Source organism: Pseudomonas fluorescens (assembly GCF_902497745.1).
Classification (GTDB): domain Bacteria; phylum Pseudomonadota; class Gammaproteobacteria; order Pseudomonadales; family Pseudomonadaceae; genus Aquipseudomonas; species Aquipseudomonas fluorescens_BM.
The window spans coordinates 237657-259319 of the sequence record NZ_CABVHJ010000006.1 but is presented as its reverse complement, the minus strand read 5'-3'; the positions used below and the strand labels follow the sequence as shown (position 1 = coordinate 259319).

Annotated in this window: 20 protein-coding genes; 12 read left to right on the top strand and 8 right to left on the bottom strand. The window is 60.3% G+C overall.

The genetic code is table 11. The annotated features are described in order from the left end of the window. Nucleotides 1-92 precede the first annotated feature (92 nt). Complete coding sequence (locus F8N44_RS11955) at nucleotides 93-980, top strand: LysR family transcriptional regulator (RefSeq protein ID WP_150650448.1); 888 nt, start codon at nucleotides 93-95, stop codon at nucleotides 978-980. Here F8N44_RS11955 and F8N44_RS11950 read toward each other — a convergent pair. Then, nucleotides 977-1597, bottom strand: coding sequence for a cell wall hydrolase (locus F8N44_RS11950; protein WP_150650447.1), 621 nt, complete (start codon nucleotides 1595-1597; stop codon nucleotides 977-979). The two genes, F8N44_RS11955 and F8N44_RS11950, sit on opposite strands and share 4 nt — an antisense overlap. A gap of 199 nt (nucleotides 1598-1796) precedes the next feature. On the opposite strand from F8N44_RS11950, the gene F8N44_RS11945 reads away from it, so the two are divergent. After that, nucleotides 1797-2648, top strand: a complete 852-nt coding sequence (locus tag F8N44_RS11945; RefSeq protein ID WP_150650446.1) for a CAP domain-containing protein — start codon at nucleotides 1797-1799, stop codon at nucleotides 2646-2648. Between the two features lie 363 nt (nucleotides 2649-3011). Here the strand turns inward: F8N44_RS11945 and F8N44_RS11940 are convergent, their stop codons facing one another. The 4 genes from F8N44_RS11940 to F8N44_RS11925 all read right to left on the bottom strand — a co-directional run bounded on the left by F8N44_RS11940 (nucleotide 3012) and on the right by F8N44_RS11925 (nucleotide 8008). After that, entirely contained in the window at nucleotides 3012-3167 is a 156-nt protein-coding gene (locus F8N44_RS11940; protein ID WP_150650445.1) for a DUF2474 family protein, read from the bottom strand. Next, nucleotides 3154-4170: a cytochrome d ubiquinol oxidase subunit II gene (gene cydB, locus F8N44_RS11935; protein WP_150650444.1), complete on the bottom strand. Its 1017-nt coding sequence runs from the start codon at nucleotides 4168-4170 to the stop codon at nucleotides 3154-3156. Before cydB ends, F8N44_RS11940 begins: the two co-directional genes overlap by 14 nt. A gap of 3 nt (nucleotides 4171-4173) precedes the next feature. Then, nucleotides 4174-5577, bottom strand: a complete 1404-nt coding sequence (locus F8N44_RS11930) for a cytochrome ubiquinol oxidase subunit I (protein ID WP_150650510.1) — start codon at nucleotides 5575-5577, stop codon at nucleotides 4174-4176. A gap of 106 nt (nucleotides 5578-5683) precedes the next feature. Continuing rightward, nucleotides 5684-8008 (bottom strand): FdhF/YdeP family oxidoreductase, encoded by a 2325-nt coding sequence (locus tag F8N44_RS11925; RefSeq protein WP_150650443.1) that lies wholly within the window; start codon nucleotides 8006-8008, stop codon nucleotides 5684-5686. Nucleotides 8009-8362: 354 nt separating this feature from the next. Here F8N44_RS11925 and moaA point away from each other — a divergent pair, with 354 nt between their 5' ends. Continuing rightward, a complete protein-coding gene (gene moaA, locus F8N44_RS11920; protein ID WP_150650442.1) occupies nucleotides 8363-9361 on the top strand; it encodes a GTP 3',8-cyclase MoaA in 999 nt (332 codons plus the stop codon). A gap of 35 nt (nucleotides 9362-9396) precedes the next feature. After that, nucleotides 9397-10293 (top strand): bestrophin family protein, encoded by an 897-nt coding sequence (locus F8N44_RS11915; RefSeq protein WP_150650441.1) that lies wholly within the window; start codon nucleotides 9397-9399, stop codon nucleotides 10291-10293. 271 nt (nucleotides 10294-10564) lie between these two features. On the opposite strand, the gene glp is transcribed toward F8N44_RS11915, so the two are convergent. Beyond that, nucleotides 10565-11770: a gephyrin-like molybdotransferase Glp gene (gene glp / locus F8N44_RS11910; protein ID WP_150650509.1), complete on the bottom strand. Its 1206-nt coding sequence runs from the start codon at nucleotides 11768-11770 to the stop codon at nucleotides 10565-10567. Next, on the bottom strand, nucleotides 11767-12306 hold the full coding sequence (gene moaB, locus F8N44_RS11905) for a molybdenum cofactor biosynthesis protein B (RefSeq protein ID WP_038365659.1): 540 nt from the start codon (nucleotides 12304-12306) through the stop codon (nucleotides 11767-11769). The genes glp and moaB overlap by 4 nt, the downstream gene beginning before the upstream one ends. 287 nt (nucleotides 12307-12593) lie before the next feature. Here moaB and F8N44_RS11900 point away from each other — a divergent pair, with 287 nt between their 5' ends. The 8 genes from F8N44_RS11900 (at nucleotide 12594) to F8N44_RS11860 (ending at nucleotide 20677) form a co-directional block, all read left to right on the top strand. Beyond that, nucleotides 12594-13493 carry a LysR family transcriptional regulator gene (locus tag F8N44_RS11900; protein ID WP_095124581.1) on the top strand — a complete coding sequence of 300 codons (900 nt, stop codon included), beginning with the start codon at nucleotides 12594-12596 and terminating at the stop codon, nucleotides 13491-13493. A gap of 226 nt (nucleotides 13494-13719) precedes the next feature. Continuing rightward, nucleotides 13720-14565, top strand: coding sequence for a formate dehydrogenase accessory sulfurtransferase FdhD (fdhD, locus tag F8N44_RS11895; RefSeq protein ID WP_150650440.1), 846 nt, complete (start codon nucleotides 13720-13722; stop codon nucleotides 14563-14565). Next, complete coding sequence (gene moaC, locus F8N44_RS11890; RefSeq protein WP_134176681.1) at nucleotides 14562-15047, top strand: cyclic pyranopterin monophosphate synthase MoaC; 486 nt, start codon at nucleotides 14562-14564, stop codon at nucleotides 15045-15047. The genes fdhD and moaC overlap by 4 nt, the downstream gene beginning before the upstream one ends. Further along, nucleotides 15044-15295 (top strand): MoaD/ThiS family protein, encoded by a 252-nt coding sequence (locus tag F8N44_RS11885; RefSeq protein WP_102899228.1) that lies wholly within the window; start codon nucleotides 15044-15046, stop codon nucleotides 15293-15295. The genes moaC and F8N44_RS11885 overlap by 4 nt, the downstream gene beginning before the upstream one ends. A gap of 3 nt (nucleotides 15296-15298) precedes the next feature. Continuing rightward, nucleotides 15299-15760: a molybdopterin synthase catalytic subunit MoaE gene (moaE, locus tag F8N44_RS11880; protein WP_150650439.1), complete on the top strand. Its 462-nt coding sequence runs from the start codon at nucleotides 15299-15301 to the stop codon at nucleotides 15758-15760. Between the two features lie 369 nt (nucleotides 15761-16129). After that, nucleotides 16130-17473, top strand: a complete 1344-nt coding sequence (gene chrA / locus F8N44_RS11875) for a chromate efflux transporter (protein ID WP_150650438.1) — start codon at nucleotides 16130-16132, stop codon at nucleotides 17471-17473. Between the two features lie 408 nt (nucleotides 17474-17881). After that, a complete protein-coding gene (locus F8N44_RS11870) occupies nucleotides 17882-19246 on the top strand; it encodes a glutamine synthetase family protein (protein ID WP_150650437.1) in 1365 nt (454 codons plus the stop codon). A gap of 147 nt (nucleotides 19247-19393) precedes the next feature. Beyond that, nucleotides 19394-20677, top strand: coding sequence for an NAD(P)/FAD-dependent oxidoreductase (locus F8N44_RS11860; RefSeq protein ID WP_150650436.1), 1284 nt, complete (start codon nucleotides 19394-19396; stop codon nucleotides 20675-20677). A gap of 133 nt (nucleotides 20678-20810) precedes the next feature. On the opposite strand, the gene F8N44_RS11855 is transcribed toward F8N44_RS11860, so the two are convergent. After that, nucleotides 20811-21596 (bottom strand): DeoR/GlpR family DNA-binding transcription regulator, encoded by a 786-nt coding sequence (locus tag F8N44_RS11855; RefSeq protein ID WP_150650435.1) that lies wholly within the window; start codon nucleotides 21594-21596, stop codon nucleotides 20811-20813. Nucleotides 21597-21663 lie beyond the last annotated feature (67 nt).

Below are 21663 nucleotides of genomic sequence, written 5' to 3'. Positions count from 1 at the left end.
CGCGCAAAAGTGATCTGCCATAGCCTGAGCCTCGACAAGACACGGCGCAAGACGCATGCTTTGCACTCGATACCTGCACGGAACGCCATGTCATGAGCACTCCGGATCTGAACCTGCTGATCACCCTCGACGTGTTACTGCGTGAAGGCAGCGTCGCCCGCGCCGCCAAATGCCTGCGGTTGAGCCCGTCAGCCATGAGCCGCGCCCTCGCCCGTCTGCGCGAAACCACGGGCGATCCGTTGCTGGTGCGCGCGGGTCGTGGCCTGGTGCCAACCCCCCGCGCACTGGAATTGCGCGAACGAGTCAGCCATCTGGTGCAAGATGCCGAGGCGGTTTTACAGCCTGCCGAAGTGCTCGACCCCAGCAGGTTGCAACGCACTTTCACCCTGCGCAACACCGACGGTTTTGTCGAAACCTTTGCTGCCGCCCTGCTCGCGCGCATCGCTGAAGAAGCGCCCGGCGTGCGTCTGCGTTTTGTGCAGAAAGCCGACAAGGACAGCACGCCGCTGCGCGAGGGTCGTGTCGATCTGGAAACCGGTGTGGTCGACGACAGCACCGACCCGACGCTGCACAGCCGCATCCTGTTTCAGGATCAGTGGATCGGTGTGGTGCGTGAGGGGCATCCCTTGAGCTCGGAAAAAATCACTAGCAAGCGCTTTGCCGGCGGCGAGCACATTCTTATCTCACGACGCGGGCGCAGCAGCGGCCCGGTCGACGAAGCGTTACTCGCGCTAGGGCTGACACGGGACATCGTCACTTCATTCGGCGGATTCTCGGCGGCGCTGACGCTGGTGCGTGAATCAGACCTGATCGCCACTGTCCCGCAGCGTCACACCAGCAAACTGCGCACGGGCCTGCACAGTTTCGCCCTGCCCTTCGCGATGCCGGACATCAGCGTGTCGATGCTCTGGCATCCGCGCATGGACGCCGACCCGGCGCATCGCTGGTTGCGCGATTGTGTACGGCAAGTCTGCGCTTAACGCGCGTCGCCACCGGCAGGTTTGTAGAAGAGAAATTTTTTCGTTTCAGCGGTTCTGCGGTACTCCTTGGCCCAGCTCGGATGCACATTGCGGTCATGGAAATACAGCGCGCCGTTGGTGCGATCCTTGAGTTGGCGGTTCAGCGCTTTGCGGGCGATATCCTTGGCCAGCGTGTATTCGGCATCCTCCTTGACCTGATCCGGACGCCCGTCGCACCACCAGGAAAACTGGCAGCTCTTGGTTTCCGAACCCTGTTTGACGACGGCGCAAATGTTGTCGGGAAAGCCTTCGTGGCCAAGGCGATTCATCACCACACTGGCCACGGCTTCCATTTCCGGAGTGTCCTTTCCCTTGGCTTCCCAATAGATGCTGCGCGCCAGACAGGTGATCGGATCGTCCAGCGGCGCGGCACCGGCAGGGTCGACCGCTTGTACTTCGGTCGGGGTGATGGCCTCGGCTTTCGGGGCCGGGGCGGCGCTGACTTTGTCCGCCGCTTTTTCTTCCAGCACTTGGGCTTTTTCTTCAGCCTTCGCTTTGATCGGGGCCTGATCGGTGGCCCATGCAGAGCCTGCCAACAGGGTAAATACGAGACAACCCGCCCAGCCTTTCAATCCCATGTCTGTTCTTCCGGCAGCGCCCGATGCGGGCAAGGTGTTACGTCGGGGAGACACCCGGTTTCCGGGGTCTTCGGTGAGTGTAGACGGCAAATCCAGAGGCAAAGTTGCGCAGAAAATCCACTGAATGAAGAAAAAAGACATTGCACTCACCGGGGGCCTTTCGCGCATCATGGGCGCATTCAGCTCAAGGGAGATTTCCATGCGCTTCATGCCATCTGTTTTGCGTCTTGCCGCGTTGTCCGTGGGCGTTGTGTTTGCCATTCCGGCGCTGGCCGGCGATGAGTCGCAACTGATCGAGTCGATCAACAGTTATCGCAGCCAGCCGCAGCGTTGCGGCAGTCAGGCGTCGAATGAACTGCCACCGCTGTCAGCTGATCCACGGCTGAGATTACGCGCCACCGGTGCTGTCGATCTGCAGCAAGCCATGGCCAGCGCCAGTTACCCGATGGTCAATGTGCAAGCGATCACGCTTAACGGCCCGCGTGATGCGGCGTCGGCGATGCAGGCGATCAAGGAAAGTTTCTGTCAGGTGGTGCTTGATCCGCAGTTTGTCGATGTCGGTGTCAGCCGCGACGACCGCGACTGGCGCATTGTGCTGGCGCGGCCGCTGCTGACAGCCAGGCTCGGTGATGCGCAAAGTGAGGGGCAGAAATTGCTCAGTGAACTCAACGTCGCCCGCAGTCAGGCGCGTCAGTGTGGCGGCCAGGCTTTCGCCGCTGCCGCACCGCTGGCCTGGAACGCGACACTGGGCACGATCGCCCAGGATCACAGCCGCGACATGGCCAACAACAATTACTTCGACCACAAGGACCGCGACAGCCGCACCCCGGGCGATCGCGCGGAACTCGCCGGTTACAGCGGCCAACAGGTCGGCGAAAACATCGCCGCCGGGCAAGACACCGTGCACAAAGTCGTCGAAGGCTGGCTCGCCAGCCCCGGCCATTGCGCCAACCTGATGAACCCGCAATACAAGGAACTCGGCGCCGCCTACGCGACCGACCCGAAAAGCAGCGCCGGCATTTACTGGACCGCGATGTTCGGCGCCCAGTAAACCCAATCTCAAACACACCGCTCCCACAGGGGCTTGAGTTGATCAGGAGATCTTCCGCCGAACCGAGATCAAATGTGGGAGCGAGCCTGCTCGCGAAGAGGCCTTTACATTCAGCAACAATGTCGTCTGAACTGACGCTTTCGCGAGCAGGCTCGCTCCCACAGTGTTCGGCGGTGCTTACATTTCTCCAACCACCACAAATCCCTGTAGGAGTGAGCCTGCTCGCGAAGAGGCCATTACATTCAACATCAACGTTGTCTGCCCTGACGCCTTCGCGAGCAGGCTCGCTCCCACAATGTCCGGTGGTACATCCAAAATCCCCGACCATAAAAAACCGGAGCCAGGCTCCGGTTTTTTATGGGGTCAATGGGTCCGCATGCCCGCCGCATACATCGCCAGTTTCAGCAGACCCGCCACCACCGCCAGCGACACCACACTGCCCAGCCAGATCAACAACAGCCAGCCCAGACGCTTGTACCACCGGCTGCTTTTCACTTCACGCGAATCAATGGTAGCCATCGCCAATCCTCACTTTGCCGCGGAATACGTAGTAGCTCCAGAAGGTGTACATCAGGATCACCGGCAGGATGAACAGTGCACCGATCAACGCAAACAACTGGCTCGACGGCGGTGACGCGGCGGCCCAGATGCTCACCGACGGCGGGATGATGTTCGGCCAGATGCTCAGCGCCAGGCCGATGTAACCGAGCAACATCAACACCAGCGTGAACACGAACGGCCAGTGCGTATGCCGCTGACGCAACGTGCGCAGCAGCCCGAACAGCGCCAGCAACGCCAACACCACCAATCCGGCGAACACCTGCAGATGCCCGTGCGTCGACCAACGCGCCGCCAGTTCCGGATGCAGTTGCAGCGTCCACACGCCAATCACCAGCACCATCGCCATCAGCAGCAAGGCCAGCGGCCGGGTGAACAGGCGCATCCGCGACTCCAGCATGCCCTCGGTCTTGACCAGCAACCAGGTGCTGCCAAGCAACGCGTACGCAATCACCAGGCCCACGCCACACACCAGCGGAAACGGCGCCAACCAGTCCAGACCGCCACCGGCAAACTGCCGATCAACCACCGGAATCCCGGACACGTACGCGCCAATCACCACGCCTTGGGAGAACGTCGCCAGCAGCGAGCCACCGATAAACGCCTTGTCCCACCAGTGACGCTTTTGCGGCGATGACTTGAAGCGAAACTCGAACGCCACGCCGCGAAAAATCAACCCGCAAAGCATCAGGATCAGCGGCAGATACAGTGCTTCGAGAATTACCCCATACGCCAGCGGAAACGCGCCATACAACGCCGCGCCACCGAGCACCAACCAAGTCTCGTTACCGTCCCACACCGGCGCGACGGTGTTCATCATCACATCACGTTCCTGCTCGTCCGGGATCAGCGGAAACAGAATCCCCAGGCCCAGATCGAAGCCATCCATGATCACGTACATCATCACCCCGAAGGCGATGATCACTCCCCAGATCAACGAGAGATCGATACCTTGAATAGCCATGACTCAATGCTCCTTCATAGGGGCGGTAGCCGCCGAAATCGGTCGACGCGGCGTCTGCAATTCATCGCCCGCAGGCGGATGTTCGTGGTGGGGCTGCGGGCCTTTTTTCACCAGTTTCATCATGTAGCTGATACCCACGCTGAACACGGTGAAATAGATCACCACGAACAGCGCCAGCGACGTGCTCATCTGCGCCACCGAGTGATGCGACGCCGCGTCGTGAGTGCGCAGCAAGCCATAAACCACCCACGGCTGACGCCCGACTTCCGTGGTGATCCACCCGGCCAGCAGCGCAATCAAGCCGCTCGGCCCCATCAACAACACCAGACGCTGGAAGCCGCGATGCTGATAAAGCTTGCCGCCACAGCGCAGCGCCAACCCCAGCAAACCAACAAGGATCATCAACATCCCCAGCCCGGCCATGACGCGGAAACTCCAGAAAATCACGGTCGAATTCGGCCGGTCTTCTTTCGGGAAGCTCTTCAGCGCCGGGATCTGCTTATCGAGGCTGTGGGTCAGGATCAGGCTGCCGAGGTAGGGAATCTCCAACGCATACTTGGTCTTCTCAGCCTGCATATCAGGGATGCCGAACAGCACCAGCGGCGTCGGACCGTTGTCGGCGTTTTCCCAGTGGCCTTCAATGGCAGCGATTTTTGCCGGTTGATGCTCCAGCGTGTTCAAGCCATGGGCGTCACCGACCACTGCCTGGATCGGCGCAACGATCAACGCCATCCACAACGCCATGGAAAACATCTTGCGCACCGGCGCCGTGTTATTGCCGCGCAGCAAATGCCAGGCAGCCGACGCACCGACGAAGAACGACGTCGCCACAAACGCGGCAATCGCCATGTGCGCCAGACGAAACGGGAACGACGGGTTGAACACGATCGCCAGCCAGTCCAGCGGCATCACCCGCCCGTCAACGATTTCGAAGCCCTGCGGCGTCTGCATCCAGCTGTTGGAGGCAAGAATCCAGAAGGTCGAAATCAACGTGCCGATGGCGACCATCACCGTGGCGAAGAAGTGCAAGCCCCGGCCGACGCGGTTCCAGCCAAACAACATCACCCCAAGGAACCCGGCCTCAAGGAAGAATGCCGTTAGCACTTCATAGGTCAGCAGCGGCCCGGTGATGCTCCCGGCAAAATCCGAAAAGCCGCTCCAGTTGGTACCGAACTGGTACGCCATGACCAGTCCGGAAACCACGCCCATACCAAAGTTGACCGCGAAAATCTTCGACCAGAAATGGTAGAGATCGCGGTACGTGTCATTGCGGGTTTTCAGCCACAGACCTTCGAGTACCGCAAGGAAACTCGCCAAACCAATGGTGATCGCCGGGAAAATAATGTGGAACGAAACCGTGAACGCGAATTGAATTCGCGCCAGGTCCAGTGCCTCCAGATTGAACATGATGATGTCCTCATCCAGGCTGAAAAGCGGCAGCACGAACCCGGGCCACCGCCAGGCGCGAACGCCTGCAGCCAGTCAAATTGCTATGGTTTTTATAGGTTGCGGATTACGCCACCGACGACGGAATCAGGTTGCTGACCTTCGCAGCTTCGAGGCGGATCGCCACGAATTTTGAGGTCGGCGTGTAGGTCCGGTCGCCGTAGCTTTCCAACGGCACCAGCGGATTGGTCTCCGGGTAGTAAGCCGCTGCTTGCCCTGCGGGAATGTCGTAGGCGATCAAGGTAAAACCGCTGACCCGACGTTCACGTTCGTCATCCCACAGCGCCACCAGATCAACCTTCTGCCCCGGCTCGAAACCCAAGCGCAGGATGTCCTGTTCGTTGGCAAAGATCACCTCGCGCATGCCGTAAACCCCGCGATAACGGTCATCGAGGCCATACAGCGTGGTGTTGTACTGATCGTGGGAACGCATGGTTTGCAGAATCAGGTGCGGTTTCACCGGCAAGTTGCGCACGCCTTCGCTGATCAAGTGCTCGGGCAGCACGCACGGGGTGAACTGGGCCTTGCCACTTTCGGTGTTCCAGACCCGATCCGAAGCGTCGTTGCCGAGGTGGAAGCCACCCGGAATCAGCAGTTTTTCATTAAAGTTTTCGAAGCCCGGAATCACGTCGGCAATCAGGTTGCGGATGCGCCCATAGTCGCCCACCACCCACTCCCAATCGATCGGGTGTTTGCCCAAAGTCGCGGCGGCGATCCCGGCAATGATCGCCGGCTCGGATTTCAACTGCGCCGACTTCGGCTTCAACTGACCGAACGACAAATGCACCATGCTGAACGTGTCTTCGACGGTCACGCCTTGTGGGCCTTCGGCCTGAATATCGATGTCGGTACGCCCGAGGCACGGCAGGATCAGCGCGTCGCGACCGGTGACCAGATGGCTGCGGTTGAGCTTGGTCGCGATGTGCACGGTCAGGTCGAGTTTGCGCATGGCGGCGTGGGTGCGCGGGGTGTCCGGCGTGGCTTGGGCGAAATTGCCGCCCAGACCGATAAACACCTTGGCTTCGCCACGCTCCATGGCGCCGATCGCCATCACCGTGTTGTGGCCGTGCATGCGCGGCACGTCGAAGTTGAAGCGTTTTTCCAGCGCGTCCATCAAGTCTTTCGGCGCCAGTTCGTTGATGCCCATGGTGCGGTCGCCCTGCACGTTACTGTGGCCGCGAACCGGCGACAGACCTGCGCCCGGACGGCCGACGTTGCCGCGCAGCAGCTGCAGGTTAATGACTTCCTGCAAGGTCGCCACCGAGTGCACGTGTTGGGTCAGGCCCATGGCCCAGCACATGATCACGCTCTTGGCGCGGCCATACATGCGCGCGGCCAGTTCGATGTCATGCAACGGCACGCCGGACTGCTCGACGATGTGCTCCCAAGTGGTTGCATCGACTTCAGCCAGATAGCTGTCGAGGCCCGAGGTGTGCTCGGCAATAAACGCATGATCGAACACCGGCTCGCCGCCAGTCGCCTGCGCTTCGCGTTCCCACTGCAGGAGGAATTTGACCATGCCGCGAATCATCGCCATGTCGCCACCCAGCGCCGGGCGGAAGTACGCGGTGTTGGTCGCTTCCCAGCCGTTGCTGAGCATTTCGAGCGGGTTCTGCGGGTTCTGGAAACGCTCCAGGCCACGCTCTTTCAGCGGATTGATACAGACCACTTGTGCGCCGCGCTTTACCGCTTCACGCAGCGGTTCGAGCATGCGCGGGTGGTTGGTGCCGGGGTTCTGGCCGATGACGAAAATCGCGTCGGCGTGGTGCAGGTCCTCGTAGACCACGGTGCCTTTGCCGACGCCGAGGGTCTCGATCATGCTCACCGCACTGGCTTCGTGGCACATGTTCGAGCAGTCGGGGAAGTTGTTGGTGCCGAACGCACGGACGAACAACTGATAGAGAAACGCCGCTTCATTGCTCGCGCGGCCCGATGTGTAGAACTCGGCTTCGTGCGGCGATTTGAGGTTTTTCAGATGATCAGCGATCAGCGCGAACGCATCTTCCCAACTGATTTCCACATAACGGTCGACCCGCGCGTCGTAGCGCATCGGGTGGGTCAGACGGCCCTGATATTCCAGCCAGTAGTCGCTCTGTTCGGCCAGGCTCGACACCGTGTACTTGTTGAAGAAGGCCGGATCGACCAAACGCCCGGTCGCTTCCCAGTTCACCGCTTTCGCGCCGTTTTCGCAGAACTTCAACATGCTCGCACCCGGCGCTTCACCCCAGGCACAACCCGGGCAGTCGAAGCCGCCGTTCTGGTTGGTCTTGAGCATGGCGCGGATGTTTTTCAGGGCGTTTTCACTGCCCAGCCAGCTCTTGGTCAGGCTGATGACAGCGCCCCAACCGGCAGCGGCGCCTTTGTAGGGTTTGTAACGGTCGACTTGTGACATGGGACTCTCCATGACGATGCACACAGGCATGAACCTGATTCGGTTAAACAGCGACGGCCGACTTGCAAGGGTGCAAAGTGGTCGTTGGGTTTGCCGGGGCAAGGATATGAACCGTTACAAAACATTGTCTAATCGCTATTAATGACCGTCTTATCGAAAGCATCTATCACGGCTAAAAACCCTTTATTTACGGGACTTTGCGAAACTAAAGAAGCAACTTTCGGCGAAAAATAATTCATCATCGACGGCATCAATCAGCTGTTCATAAACAGTGATTGGACGGCACTGAAAGTTAGCCATAACCTGCGCTGACCAAACCCCTTTCACAGTGGTTTTCATTCCTGCGAGGCTGTCATGTCAGAGCGTGTCTTGATCGATGGTTACAACCGCCGCGTCGACTATCTGCGCATGTCGGTGACCGACCGCTGCGATTTCCGCTGCGTCTATTGCATGGCCGAAGACATGCAGTTTCTGCCGCGCCAGCAAGTGCTGACGCTGGAAGAGATCTATCAACTGGCGCAGAGCTTTGTGGCGCTCGGCACGCGCAAGATTCGCCTGACCGGTGGCGAGCCGCTGATCCGTCCGGGCGTGGTCAAGTTGTGCGAGCAGATCGCCGCCCTGCCCGGCCTGCGCGAGTTGTGCATGACCACCAACGGCTCGCAGCTCGGCAAACTCGCCGCGCCGTTGTTCGACGCCGGGGTCAAACGCCTGAACATCAGCCTCGATAGCCTCGACCCACAACGTTTCAAGCAGATGACCCGCACGGGCGATCTGGCGCAGGTGATCAACGGCATCGATGCCGCGCGCAAGGCCGGTTTTACCCGCACTAAACTCAATGTCGTGGTGATGCAGGGTCGCAACGATCAGGAGATCAATGATCTGGTCAGCTTCGCGATCGACCGGCAGCTCGACGTCTCTTTCATCGAAGAGATGCCGCTGGGAATCATCAGCGAACACAGTCGTGCCGAGTCGTTTTTTTCCAGTGCGCAGGTGCGCGAAAAGATTGCCGAACGCTATACCCTGATTGACTCGGCGGAATCGACTCAAGGCCCGTCGCGCTACTGGCGGCTGGCCGAGGCGCCGGAGATTCGTCTGGGCTTTATCTCGCCGCACAGCCACAATTTTTGCGGCACCTGCAACCGCGTACGGCTCACCGTCGAAGGGCGCCTGCTACTGTGTTTGGGTAACGAGCATTCGGTGGACCTGAAAGCGGTACTGCGTGCGCATCCGGGCCAACCGCAGCGGCTGGAGAAAGCCATTATCGAGGCGATGAAGCTCAAGCCGTATCGACATAATTTCGAAGTGAACGATGATGTTCAGGTCGTGCGCTTCATGAACATGACGGGCGGCTAGACCGCCCCTTCCAAGGGTTATCGGAACCGCACAGCATGATCATCAGACCCAAGGTCAACCAGTTCGCCATTCTCTTCACCCTCAAGGGTTCGATCGCCAAGCGCATCGCCATGCGCACGTTGATGGTCACCCTGCTCGCTTCGGCTATCGTGCTGGTGGAAATCCTCCATCCGAGCAACTTCACCAAGGTCAACGCCACGCCGTTTACCTTGCTCGGTTTGTCGCTGTCGATCTTCATGAATTTTCGCAACAACGCCTGTTATGACCGCTGGTATGAGGCGCGCAAGGCCTGGGGCGAGGTGATCGTGCATATTCGCTCGGTGATTCGTGAAACCCATGTGATCCGTGAATCGGCTGAGCGCAAGCCGTTGTTGCTCAACCTGTGCGGCTTTGCCCATGCGTTGAACGCGCGATTGCGCAAGGAAAGCGAGGCCGATGCGAGCAGCCAATGGATCATGCCGAAACCCGATCCACAGACGCCGGACTACAGTGGGCGCATTCTGCAAACGGTCGGCCAGCAGTGTTCCGATCTGCATCAGAACGGTGAACTGACTGAGTGGCGCTACATGCTGCTGGCCAATCACCTGACCAGCCTGACCCAGGCGCAAGCGGTGTGTGAGCGGATCAAAACAACGCCACTGCCATTTCCCTACACACTGCTGTTGCACCGGACGATTTATCTGTTCTGCATCCTGCTGCCGTTCGCCATGGCCGAACCGCTGGGCTGGCTGACGCCGCTGTTCACGGCGATTGTCAGCTACACGTTTTTTGGCCTGGATGCGATTGCCGATGAGCTGGAAGATCCCTTCGGCCGCGATGAAAACGACCTGCCGACCGATGCACTGGTACGCACCATCGAACGTGACATCCTCAGCGAACTCGGCGCAGACGTACCGCCGGCGCTGAAGCCAGTGGACTATGTGCTGAGCTGATCCTTCTCTCCAAACACCCCGAAACCCTGTGGGAGCGAGCCTGCTCGCGAAGAGGCCCTGCCTGCCAACATCAATGTTGACTGACACTCCGCTTTTCGCGAGCAAGCTCGCTCCCACAGGTTTTGCATTCACACCCGGATATTGATGAGCACCATAAAGCCATTGTGGGAGCGAGCCTGCTCGCGAAGAGGCTCTGTCAGCCAACATCGATGTTGACTGACACTCCACCTTCGCGAGCAGGCTCGCTCCCACAGTTTGATTGGTGGTGAGGTCAAAAGAGTTCGTTGAACGGGATGAAGCGCAGCGGGTCGCCGAGGTTGTGGGTGCTGTTCTCAGGGATTTCCACCAGGCCATCGGCCCAGGTGGCGCCGAGCAGGACGCCGGAGCTTTGATTCGGAAAAAGCACCGCACGCCCCGCTTCCAGCCTCACCCGCAGGTATTCACGGCGGCTGCCAGCCTTGTGCCAATCGAAGCCCGCGTTAACCGTAAAACTCAGCGGCATGACCTCTTCCACGCCTTGAATGCGCAACAGATACGGCCGCGCCAATAAGCCAAAAGTCACCAGCGCCGAGGTTGGATTACCCGGCAAACCAATCACCGGCACCGCACCAAAATGCCCGACCGTCAGCGGTTTGCCAGGCTTGATCGCGAGTTTCCACAACAGCGGTTTGCCGTTGTCGCGCAGCACCTGTCCGAGACAATCGGCATCACCGGCAGACACGCCGCCCGTGGTCAGAATCAGATCCGCGCTCACTTGCAGTTGCTCAAGCTTAAGCCGCGTTTGCGCCGGACGATCCGGGAGGATGCCGGCGTCGATTACCTCGCAGCCCAGCTCACGCAACCAGTGACCGAGCAACACACGGTTGCTGTTGTAAATGCTGCCGGGGCGCAGTGGCTGGCCCGGCTCGACCAGCTCGTCACCGGTCGACAGCAGCGCCACACGCGGGCGACGCACCACGTGCAGTTGCGCCAGCCCTTGCCCGGCGGCGACCGCCAGCTCGAACGGCCCAAGGCGCTTGCCGGCGCGCAGCAGGATGTCGCCAACGCGATTTTCCTGACCTTGCGCGCGGATGTTCTGCCCCGCCTTCAGCGGCTGCAAGAAGCGCACGCGGCCGTCCTCCAGCACTTCGACGTTCTCCTGCATCTCGACGCAGGTGGCGCCGGGCGGCAGCGGTGCGCCGGTAAAAATCCGTGCGCAGGTGCCGGGCAGCAACGTGTCCGGCGCCAACCCGGCATAAACCTTTTGCGAGACCTTCAGCGGTTGTCGGTGCAGATCGGCGAGATTGAGCGCGTAACCGTCCATGGCGCTGTTCGGCCACGGCGGCAGGTCGAGTGTCGCCACCAGATCACTGGCCAGCACCCGCCCACGCGCATCGTCGAGCGCCAGCACTTCGCTTTCGGCCAGACCTTGCTCATTGGCCATGCCAAGCAATTGGTCGAGGGCGTCCTCGACCGGCATCAGCGGCGCCTTGCTCATCCGCGTGGCCCGCAGGCTTGCACGGCTTTCAGGTGCGGGACGAAATTGCATGGGCGATGACGGTTATCCAGTTGCTCGGCAAGAATGCCTTCCCACGCCGTGCGGCAAGCGCCGGTCGAACCCGGCAAGCAGCACACCAGCGTGCCGTTCGACAGCCCGGCCAGCGCACGGCTTTGCACGGTGGATGTACCGATATCCAGAATCGAGATCGCCCGGAACAGTTCGCCGAAGCCGTCAATCTGCTTATCAAACAAGCAGGCCACCGCTTCCGGCGTGCTGTCGCGACCGGTGAAACCCGTGCCGCCAGTGATCAGCACCACCTGAATGCCTTCGTCGGCAATCCAGTTCGCTACCTGAGCGCGGATCTTGTACAGATCGTCCTTGAGCAAGTTGCGCTCGCTCAACGTATGACCGGCTTCCAGCAAACGACTGACCAGCAATTGGCCCGAGGTATCGCTGGCGTAATCGCGCGTATCGCTGACCGTCAGTACGGCAATATTCAGGGGGACAAACAGGGCATCGGCTTTGGCGCTCATGGCAGTTCTCCGGCAGCAGTCAATCAACATTGCCGAGCAGCCTAAGTGCCACTTATGAGTACTGTCTAATCACTCTGGCCAACCGCATTATCGACCCGCTCTATCGGTGCTTTGCACCTCGCTGAATGCCAGCAGAACCGGGCCTGATAGAGCTGATCGATAGGCCCTTAAACAGTTCCGATTGGACGAATATCCGTTCAGATGAGATCGTCGCACCTCGCGTTTTTCGTGCGCCTCGCGCATCTGCGTCAATACTCAATCCAATTTCTCAACGAGCAGGTGCCTTCGTGGACATCAAACAACTCAAGTTCCTGATCGCGCTGGACGAAACCCGCCACTTCGGCCAGGCCGCCGCACGCTGCCACATCACCCAACCGACGTTGTCGATGCGCCTGCGCAATCTCGAAGATGAGCTGGATCTGGTGCTGGTCAACCGTGGCCAGCGCTTTGAAGGTTTCACCCAGGCCGGCGAGCGTGTACTGGCCTGGGCGCGCACCTTGCTCGCGGCGCATGACGGTTTGTTTGCCGAAGCGGCGGCGTGTCGCGGGCAACTGGTGGGTAGTCTGCGTCTGGGTCTGGTGCCGCTGAGCAGCTTCAACCCGGTCAATTACATTCAGGGTTTGTCCGGCACTTATCCGGAGTTGAAGTTCAGCCTGTCGTCGCTCAGTTCCGACGAGATAATTGCCGGGCTGGGCAACAATCAGCTTGATCTCGGCGTGTGCTACCTCGATCACGTCAACCCGAACTATTTCGAGTTTTTCGAGATCGGCGAAACCCGTGTCGGCTTGCTTTACGACAACCGGCATTTCCATTTCGAAGGCTCGGAAATGAGTTGGGAAGACGCCGCCGAGCTACCGCTGGGGATGATCACCGCCGGCATGCATTATCGTAAATCCATCGATTTGAGCTTCCGCAGCCGTGGCCTCAGTCCGCAGCCGATCATGGAAAGCGATTCGACCTATCAGCTGTTGCAGGCGATTCACCAGGGCTTCTGCTGCGCGATCATGCCGCTGGACAGCGGGCTTGAGGAGCCGATCGAGCACCTGTCGTTCATGCAGTTGCCCGATGCCAGTGTGCTCGCGCCACTGGGCCTGGTGATGCGCAAGACCGAACCGCGTTCGGCGATTGCCGAGAAGTGTTTTGCCGAGGCGCGGAAGTTGTTTGGGGTAGAAGTGCCCGCTGAATAATTGATGTTGGATGTCAGACCGCCTTCGCGAGCAAGCTCGCTCCCACAATTGAAATGCATTCCCTGTGGGAGCGAGCTTGCTCGCGAAGAGGCCCGACCAGACAGCAAAAAAATCGGATGTGACGGTGTTGATCGACCAAAGCAATCACCACATCAGAACAAGCGATTGGACGCACTTTTAACGCCCCCGTAGCCTGAACACTCTTCAGCGTTTCGGGACTTTCAAGATGCTCTGCCAAGTCGAAACCATCACAGAATCCACCAGCGAACCCAACGCCCCCGCGCCGCAACCGGCGCAAGTGGCGTTTCGCGAATACCTGCCCGACGCCGCCATCTCCCACGCCGCGCTAGCCTCGGAAATCGCCCTCGCCATCACCTACAACGGCCTCAGCCAGGCAGTGATGATGGTCTCGCCCGGCAACCTCGAAGACTTCATCCGTGGCTTCAGTTTGAGCAACGCGATCATCGACAGCGTCGACGAGATCTACGACATCCGCCTGACGCATTTCGATCAGGCTTGTCAGGCCGATGTGCAGATTTCCAGCCGGGCGTTCTGGGCCTTGAAAGATCATCGTCGGCAAATGACCGGCACCAGTGGCTGCGGCATCTGTGGCGTCGAAGCGCTGGAACAGGCGTTGCCGCAACTGCAAATTCTGCAACCTTCACCGCTGCCGCCGGCCAAGCATTTCGACGACATCCGCCAACGCATCGAACAGGCCCAGCAACTGGCGCGCAGCAGCGGTGCCTTGCATGCCGCGCTGTTCTTCGACGCTGACGGCGAAGCCTTGCTGTGCCGCGAAGACATCGGCCGCCACAACGCCCTCGACAAGCTGATCGGCGCGATGCAGATCGATGCCATCGATGCGGCTGAAGGCTTCGTCGTGGTCACCAGCCGTTGCAGCCTCGAACTGATTCACAAAGCCGTGCGCGCACGCCTCGGCACCCTCGTCAGCCTGTCCGCGCCCACCGCGTTGACCGTGCGCTGGGCACTCAAGCACCGGCTCAATCTGATCCACGTGCCGCACCGCAACGCCCCGCGAATTTACAGCCCGCTCCAGGAGATTTCCGCATGAGCCACACCCTCACCCACCTTGACGATCAGGGCCGCGCCAACATGGTCGACGTCAGCGACAAAGCCGCGACCCGCCGCGAAGCCACGGCGCAAGCCTGGGTGCAGATGCGCCCGGAAACCCTGCAAATGATCCAGGCCAACGGTCACCCGAAAGGCGATGTCTTCGCGGTGGCGAGGATCGCCGGGATACAAGCGGCCAAGCGCACTCACGAGCTGATTCCGCTGTGCCATGCGCTGTTGCTCAGTTCGATTCACGTCGAACTCAAGGCCTGCGAACCGGACCGCGTGCAGATCACCAGCACCTGCCGCCTTACTGGCCAGACCGGCGTCGAACTCGAAGCGTTGACCGCCGCCAGCGTTGCCGCGCTGACTATTTACGATATGTGCAAAGCGGTGGATCGGGCCATGGTCATTGGCGATATCCGCCTGCTCAGCAAACAGGGCGGGCGCTCGGGGCACTTTCAATGGGAGGACGCGCAATGATCCTGATCAACTACTTCGCCAGCTATCGTGACCGGTTGAATCTGGGCGGTGAAAAAATTCCGCTGACTGAGGCTTTGGGCAGCGTTGAGGACGTGCGGCAAATGCTCATGCAGCGCGGCGATCTGTGGCGCGAAGTGCTCGGTGCCGGCAACCTGATGTGCGCGGTGAATCAGGAGCTGTGTCAGCCGAGTCAGGTGATTGAGGATTTTGATGAAATCGCGTTTTTCCCGCCAGTGACCGGGGGTTGATCGATGGCTATTCGAGTCCAGTACAAGAGCTTCGATGTCGGTCAGTTGACGGCTGATCTGCACGCGCGCAATCCACGGGTGGGCGCGGTGGTGAATTTCATTGGTTATGTGCGTGATCTGAACATTGGCCAGAGCGTGAATGAGCTGTTTCTGGAGCACTATCCGGGCATGACCGAAAAAGCCCTCGAGCAGATCGCCGAAGAAGCCCGTGAGCGCTGGCCGCTGTTGGGCGTGGAGATTGTGCATCGGGTCGGCGCGTTATCGGTGTGCGAGCCGATCGTGTTTGTCGGGGTCAGCAGTAAACATCGGCATATGGCGTTCGAGGCCTGTGCGTTCATCATGGACGTGCTCAAGACCCGCGCGCCGTTCTGGAAGCGCGAGACTACGCCGGAGGGTTCTCACTGGGTCGAGGGCCGTGAGAGTGATCGGAATGCGGCGTTGCGCTGGAGTCTGGCGCATGCCTGAAAAGCAAAAGCCCCTCATCGGAACGCCGCCCGCCTAACCCTCTCCCCGAGGGAGAGGGGACTGATTGGGGGATATTGCAGAAGTACGCCGACGTGAAGGAGTTGTGGTGAATCCATAATCGATAAGATCTTTCAGGTCGACGGATGAGGCCCCCTCTCCCCGAGGGAGAGGGGACTGATTGGGGGGATATTGCGGAGATTCACCGACTTGAAAGATTGGCTCTGAATCCATAATCGACTCGATCTTTCAGGTCGACGAACAACGCTAGACACCTCGGTCGGCCCCCTCTCCCTCTGGGAGAGGGCTGGGGTGAGGGTTGAAAGTCTGATTAGATAGCCACTCCGCCAGGATTCAACTCCGGAGTCACGCTTGAGCACAGCGCCGAACCACCTGCCCCGCCCCGACCCCGTCACCCTGCGCCAGGCCTGGCGCTTCTGGCTGAAACTCGGCTGCATCGGTTTCGGCGGGCCGGCCGGGCAGATCGCGATCATGCATCAGGAGCTGGTCGAGCGCCGGCGCTGGATCTCCGAAAAACGTTTCCTGCACGCACTCAACTACTGCATGTTGCTGCCCGGCCCCGAGGCTCAGCAATTGGCGACGTACATCGGCTGGCTGCTGCATCGAACGTGGGGCGGGGTCATTGCCGGTGCACTGTTTGTGTTGCCGTCGTTGTTCATTCTGATTGGCTTGTCCTGGCTGTACGTCGCTTTCGGTGACGTGCCAGCGGTGGCCGGTGTGTTTTACGGGATCAAACCGGCAATCACCGCCATTGTCCTGCACGCCGCGCATCGCATCGGCTCGCGTGCATTGAAGAATGCCTGGCTGTGGGCGATTGCCGGGGCGTCATTCGTGGCGATTTTCGCCTTCAATGTACCCTTTCCCTTGATCGTCCTCGGGGCCGCGTTGATCGGCTATCTGAGCGGACGATTCGCACCGCAGCAGTTCAGCAACACGGCGGCGCGCAACAGCGAGAAATCCTTCGGCCCGGCGTTGATCGACGACGATACGCCAGCCCCCGAGCATGCCCGCTTCAGCCTGCCGAAGCTGCTGCGTCTGGGGTTGATCGGCGCAGTGCTCTGGTGTTTGCCGATGGCGTTACTGACGGTGCTGTTCGGCTGGGACGGCATCTTCACGCAAATGGCCTGGTTCTTCACCAAAGCCGCGCTGCTTACCTTCGGTGGCGCCTACGCGGTACTGCCTTACGTCTATCAGGGCGCCGTCGGGCATTACGGCTGGTTGACGCCGACGCAGATGATCGACGGCCTCGCCCTCGGCGAAACCACCCCGGGCCCGCTGATCATGGTGGTGGCGTTTGTCGGTTTCGTCGGTGCCTACGTGCAACCGACGTTCGGCGCAGAACATGCCTTTGCCGCCGGGGCGCTGGCGGCAACACTGGTGACCTGGTTCACCTTCCTGCCCTCGTTTCTGTTCATCCTCGCCGGCGGGCCGTTGGTGGAATCGACGCACAACGAACTGAAGTTCACCGCACCGTTGACGGCAATCACCGCCGCCGTGGTCGGGGTGATTGTCAATCTGGCGTGTTTTTTCGCCTATCACGTGTTGTGGCCAAACGGTTTTGCCGGGGCGCTGGATCTGTTTTCGCTGATGCTGGCGGTTGCGGCAGGATTGGCTTTGTTCGTTTTCAAGCGCGGCGTGATCAGTGTGTTGATCGTTTGCGCCCTCGCCGGGCTGGGCTTTGAGCTGATGCGCTGAACCCTGGCTCGCGAATCTCCCGTTTACACGCCCGCGAATTCCCCCTTACTATCCGGGCACACCGGTCGGCGGGTCAGCCCGCCACCGACGTTTTCCGCCAACGGAAACACGCGTTATGAGTACGTCACTACAACAAGCAGAATCGTTGAACGTCTCTACCCTGCGCACCCTCTCTCACAGGGGCGGCGTATGAATCGTATCGTCAATCTCCCCATGGCCCTGCGCCGCTCCAAGCTGCGTCACTCCGCACGCCCGCCGGATATCGCCCGGTCTGTCTGATCGCGTCCGTTAAAAAACCGCGACAGCCCCCTACTTCTTGATATCCCTGCCAGGACAGCCACGCCTATTGCCGCGTCGTGTCCGGCCCGAATCTGCGCGCCTGTGCGGCGCCATCGTGAGTGATTGATTATGAAATTCGCAGCCATCGAAGACGCACGCCTGTTCCTTGATCAGAACCCCGATATCGACATGATCGAGTTGTTCATCCTCGACGCCAACGGCGTGCCGCGCGGCAAGCTGTTGCACCGCGAAGAACTGCTCGCCGTGTACGAAAGCGGTCGACCGCTACCAAGCACCATCCTCGGCCTGACCGTGCAGGGTGAAGACGTCGAGAACTCCGGTCTGGTCTGGGACGTCGGCGATATCGACTGCCGCGCCTATCCGCTGGAAGGCAGTCTGGTGCGCCTGCCATGGCGGCAGATTCCGACCGCCGCCGTGCAGGTCAGCATGCACCCGACCGAGGGCATGCCGGCGAGCATCGCTGACCCACGGCACTTGCTGATCAAAGTCATCGACGGTCTCAAAGCCGAGGGTTATTTCCCGGTGATGGCGTGTGAACTGGAGTTCTATCTGCTCGACGCCAAACGCGATCACAACGGCCGCCCGCAACCGGCACTGGACGCCGACGGTGGTCGACCGCGACACACTCAGGTTTACGGTTTGCGTGAGTTGGAACAGATCGAACCGTTCCTCGCCGACCTCTACAGCGCCTGCAAACTGCACGGCATTCCGGCGCGCACGGCGATCTCCGAGTACGCGCCGGGTCAGGTGGAAATCACCCTTGAACACGGTGATGCGCTGGAGGCGATGGACCAAGCCGTGCGCTATAAACGTCTGGTCAAAGCCATCGCCCACAAGCACGGCATGCAGGCAACCTTCATGGCCAAGCCGTTCGATGATCTGGCCGGCACCGGCATGCATATGCACGTCAGTCTGGCCGATGCCGCGGGACACAATCTGTTCGCCTCCGAAGACCCGGCCGGCACGCCGCTGCTGCGCACGGCGATTGGCGGCATGCTCGCGTCCTTGCTCGATTCGCTGCTGCTGTTCTGCCCGAACGCCAACTCCTACCGGCGCTTTCAGGCCAACAGCTACGCGCCGCTGGCGCCGACCTGGGGCGTCGACAACCGTACCGTGAGCCTGCGCGTACCGGGCGGCCCGGCCAACACCCGGCACATCGAACACCGCATCTGCGGCGCCGATGCCAACCCGTATCTGGCAGCGGCGGCGATCCTTGCCGGGATTCATCGCGGCATTCGTGAACACCTTGATCCGGGTGCGCCGGTTGAAGGCAACGGTTATGCGCAGGCGAAGGAGTTGCTGCCGACGGATTGGCTGACGTCGCTGCAGGCGCTGGAGAATTCGGTGTGGGCACGGGACGCCTTGGGGCAGGAGTTTCTCGGGGTGTATCTGGCGGTGAAGCGTGCCGAGTATCGGCAGTTCATGGCCGAGGTGGGTGAGCAGGATTGGCGTTGGTATCTCACCGAAGCCTGAATATTCACATCTCCCCTGTGGGAGCGAGCCTGCTCGCGAAGGCGTCGTCACATTCAACATTTTGGGTGACTGACACGCCGCTTTCGCGAGCAAGCTCGCTCCCACAGGGATTGCACTCCGACTCCCGAATTTTGTGTGGACACTGACATGACCGAACGCTGCAATTCCTACTACACCGCCACCCTTAACCAAGACACCAACTACCCGCCCCTGCAAGGCCGGCACAAAGTCGACGTGGTGATCATCGGCGGCGGTTTCACCGGCGTCGCCACCGCCGTCGAACTCGCCGAAAAAGGCCTGAAAGTCGCCATCGTCGAGAGCCACAAGATCGGCTGGGGCGCCACCGGGCGCAATGGCGGCCAAGTCACCGGCAGCCTTTCCGGCGACGGCGCAATGCGCAAACAGATGCGTCCGAAACTCGGCGACGAGGTCGATGATTTCATCTGGCACCTGCGCTGGCGCGGACATGAAATCATCCAGCAACGCGTCGAGAAATACGGCATTCAATGCGACCTCAAACACGGCCACTTACACGCCGCGTACAAACCCAGCCACATGACTGACTTGCGCAAGGATTATGAAGAAGCCGTACGGCGCGGATTAGCTGATGAAGTCAGCCTGCTCGACCGCAGCCAGGTGCGTGATCTACTGCAAAGCGATCTCTACCACGGCGCAATCAAGAACTCCCGCAACATGCATCTGCACCCGCTCAACCTGTGCATCGGTGAAGCGCGGGCGGCGGAAAGTCTTGGCGCGCTGATCTTCGAAAACAGCGAAGTGCTGGAGATCATTCATGGCGCTACGCCCGGTGTGCGCACGGCTCACGGGCAGATCGATGCCAATCAGGTGATGCTCGCCGGCGACGTCTATCACAAGCTCGAACCGGGGCAGCTCAAGGGCAAGATTTTTCCGGCCATGGGCGGCATCGTTACAACCGCGCCCCTAGGCGATCTGGCGAAACAGATCAACCCCGAAGACCTCGCGGTGTACGACTGCCGCTTCGTCCTCGACTACTACCGCCTCACCGCCGATGGCCGCTTGCTGTTCGGTGGTGGCGCCAACTACAGCGGCAAGGATTCACGGGACATCGCCGCCGAACTGCGCCCGTGCATCGAACAAACCTTTCCGGCGCTCAAAGGCGTGCAGATTGATTACCAATGGAGCTGCGCGATGGGCATCGTCATCAACCGCATCCCGCAACTGGGCAAGCTCTCGGACAACGTCTGGTACTGCCAGGGCTACTCGGGGCACGGTATCGCGACGACGCACATCATGGGCGAGATCATGAGCCGCGCGATCACCGGGCAAATGGAACAGTTCGATACGTTTGCCCAGTGCCAGCACATACGCGTGCCGATGGGGGATTTGCTCGGTAACCCGTTGTTGGCGGCGGGGATGTGGTATTACCAGATGCTTGAGCGACTTCGCTGAAAGATGGGTTGAATGTACCGACCCCTTCGCGAGCAAGCTCGCTCCCACAGTTGACCGAGTTCTATCTCAGAAACGCGTTCGAATGTGGGAGCGAGCTTGCTCGCGAAGGGGCCATCAAAACCACCACAAAACCTCAATCAGGCAACTGCTCGACCACAATCCCCAACCGCCGGTAATCTTCGACACTCCCCGACGCCACATGCCGCTCGGTAATCAGCGTATGCAGGCGCGAACACGGCGCCACCACAAACGGCTCCACCGCCCCCAACTTGTCCGCCGTGGTCACCGCAATCACTCGCGCGGCGCCATCGAGCATCGCCTGCTTCACCGGCACTTCATCAAAATGCAGCGAGGTAATCCCCACTTCCGGATGAATCGCACACACGCCAGTAATCGCCAGATCCGCCCGGATCCCGGCCAGCAACCGCAGCGCCTCATGCCCACCCGCCGCCATCGTGCGCGGGTTCAACTGGCCGCCAGCGAGAATCACTTTCACACCCTTGAATTCCGAAAGCGCAATCGCCGTCATCGGCGAAGCGGTCACCGCCGTGATGCTGATATCTGCACGCAACGAGCGCGCCACTTGCAGCGTGGTCGAGCCGGAGTCGAACAGCACAATCTGCCCGTCTTCAATCTCCTGCGCCGCTCGTTGCGCCAGGCGAATCTTCACCTCATCCGTCTCATCCAGCCGCGTGAAGTAATCCTTGCCGGAGTCCTTCGGACGCGGCAACGCCCCGCCGTGCACGCGCTGTACCAAACCGGCGTTGTCCAGTTCGGACAGGTCGCGGCGGATGGTGTCTTCGGAGACTGCGAAGTGCTGACTCAACTCGGACGCCATGACTTTACCGTCACGTTCAAGGAGCAAAAGAATTTTCTGTCGACGCAGGGACGGCAGTTCAGCCGCGGAATGATCGTGCATGGTTATGCCTGTTTATGCTTGTAGTTGCAGGTTTCGCGAGACTAACCAAAGCCTCGCGCAAACACAA

What these genes read in the sequence shown, in the direction of transcription:
- F8N44_RS11955 (WP_150650448.1), top strand. Translation starts at nt 93, where the DNA reads ATGAGCACTCCGGATCTGAACCTGCTGATCACCCTCGACGTGTTACTG.
- F8N44_RS11950 (WP_150650447.1), bottom strand. Translation starts at nt 1,597, where the DNA reads ATGGGATTGAAAGGCTGGGCGGGTTGTCTCGTATTTACCCTGTTGGCA.
- F8N44_RS11945 (WP_150650446.1), top strand. Translation starts at nt 1,797, where the DNA reads ATGCGCTTCATGCCATCTGTTTTGCGTCTTGCCGCGTTGTCCGTGGGC.
- F8N44_RS11940 (WP_150650445.1), bottom strand. Translation starts at nt 3,167, where the DNA reads ATGGCTACCATTGATTCGCGTGAAGTGAAAAGCAGCCGGTGGTACAAG.
- cydB (WP_150650444.1), bottom strand. Translation starts at nt 4,170, where the DNA reads ATGGCTATTCAAGGTATCGATCTCTCGTTGATCTGGGGAGTGATCATC.
- F8N44_RS11930 (WP_150650510.1), bottom strand. Translation starts at nt 5,577, where the DNA reads ATGTTCAATCTGGAGGCACTGGACCTGGCGCGAATTCAATTCGCGTTC.
- F8N44_RS11925 (WP_150650443.1), bottom strand. Translation starts at nt 8,008, where the DNA reads ATGTCACAAGTCGACCGTTACAAACCCTACAAAGGCGCCGCTGCCGGT.
- moaA (WP_150650442.1), top strand. Translation starts at nt 8,363, where the DNA reads ATGTCAGAGCGTGTCTTGATCGATGGTTACAACCGCCGCGTCGACTAT.
- F8N44_RS11915 (WP_150650441.1), top strand. Translation starts at nt 9,397, where the DNA reads ATGATCATCAGACCCAAGGTCAACCAGTTCGCCATTCTCTTCACCCTC.
- glp (WP_150650509.1), bottom strand. Translation starts at nt 11,770, where the DNA reads ATGAGCAAGGCGCCGCTGATGCCGGTCGAGGACGCCCTCGACCAATTG.
- moaB (WP_038365659.1), bottom strand. Translation starts at nt 12,306, where the DNA reads ATGAGCGCCAAAGCCGATGCCCTGTTTGTCCCCCTGAATATTGCCGTA.
- fdhD (WP_150650440.1), top strand. Translation starts at nt 13,720, where the DNA reads ATGCTCTGCCAAGTCGAAACCATCACAGAATCCACCAGCGAACCCAAC.
- moaC (WP_134176681.1), top strand. Translation starts at nt 14,562, where the DNA reads ATGAGCCACACCCTCACCCACCTTGACGATCAGGGCCGCGCCAACATG.
- F8N44_RS11885 (WP_102899228.1), top strand. Translation starts at nt 15,044, where the DNA reads ATGATCCTGATCAACTACTTCGCCAGCTATCGTGACCGGTTGAATCTG.
- moaE (WP_150650439.1), top strand. Translation starts at nt 15,299, where the DNA reads ATGGCTATTCGAGTCCAGTACAAGAGCTTCGATGTCGGTCAGTTGACG.
- F8N44_RS11870 (WP_150650437.1), top strand. Translation starts at nt 17,882, where the DNA reads ATGAAATTCGCAGCCATCGAAGACGCACGCCTGTTCCTTGATCAGAAC.
- F8N44_RS11860 (WP_150650436.1), top strand. Translation starts at nt 19,394, where the DNA reads ATGACCGAACGCTGCAATTCCTACTACACCGCCACCCTTAACCAAGAC.
- F8N44_RS11855 (WP_150650435.1), bottom strand. Translation starts at nt 21,596, where the DNA reads ATGCACGATCATTCCGCGGCTGAACTGCCGTCCCTGCGTCGACAGAAA.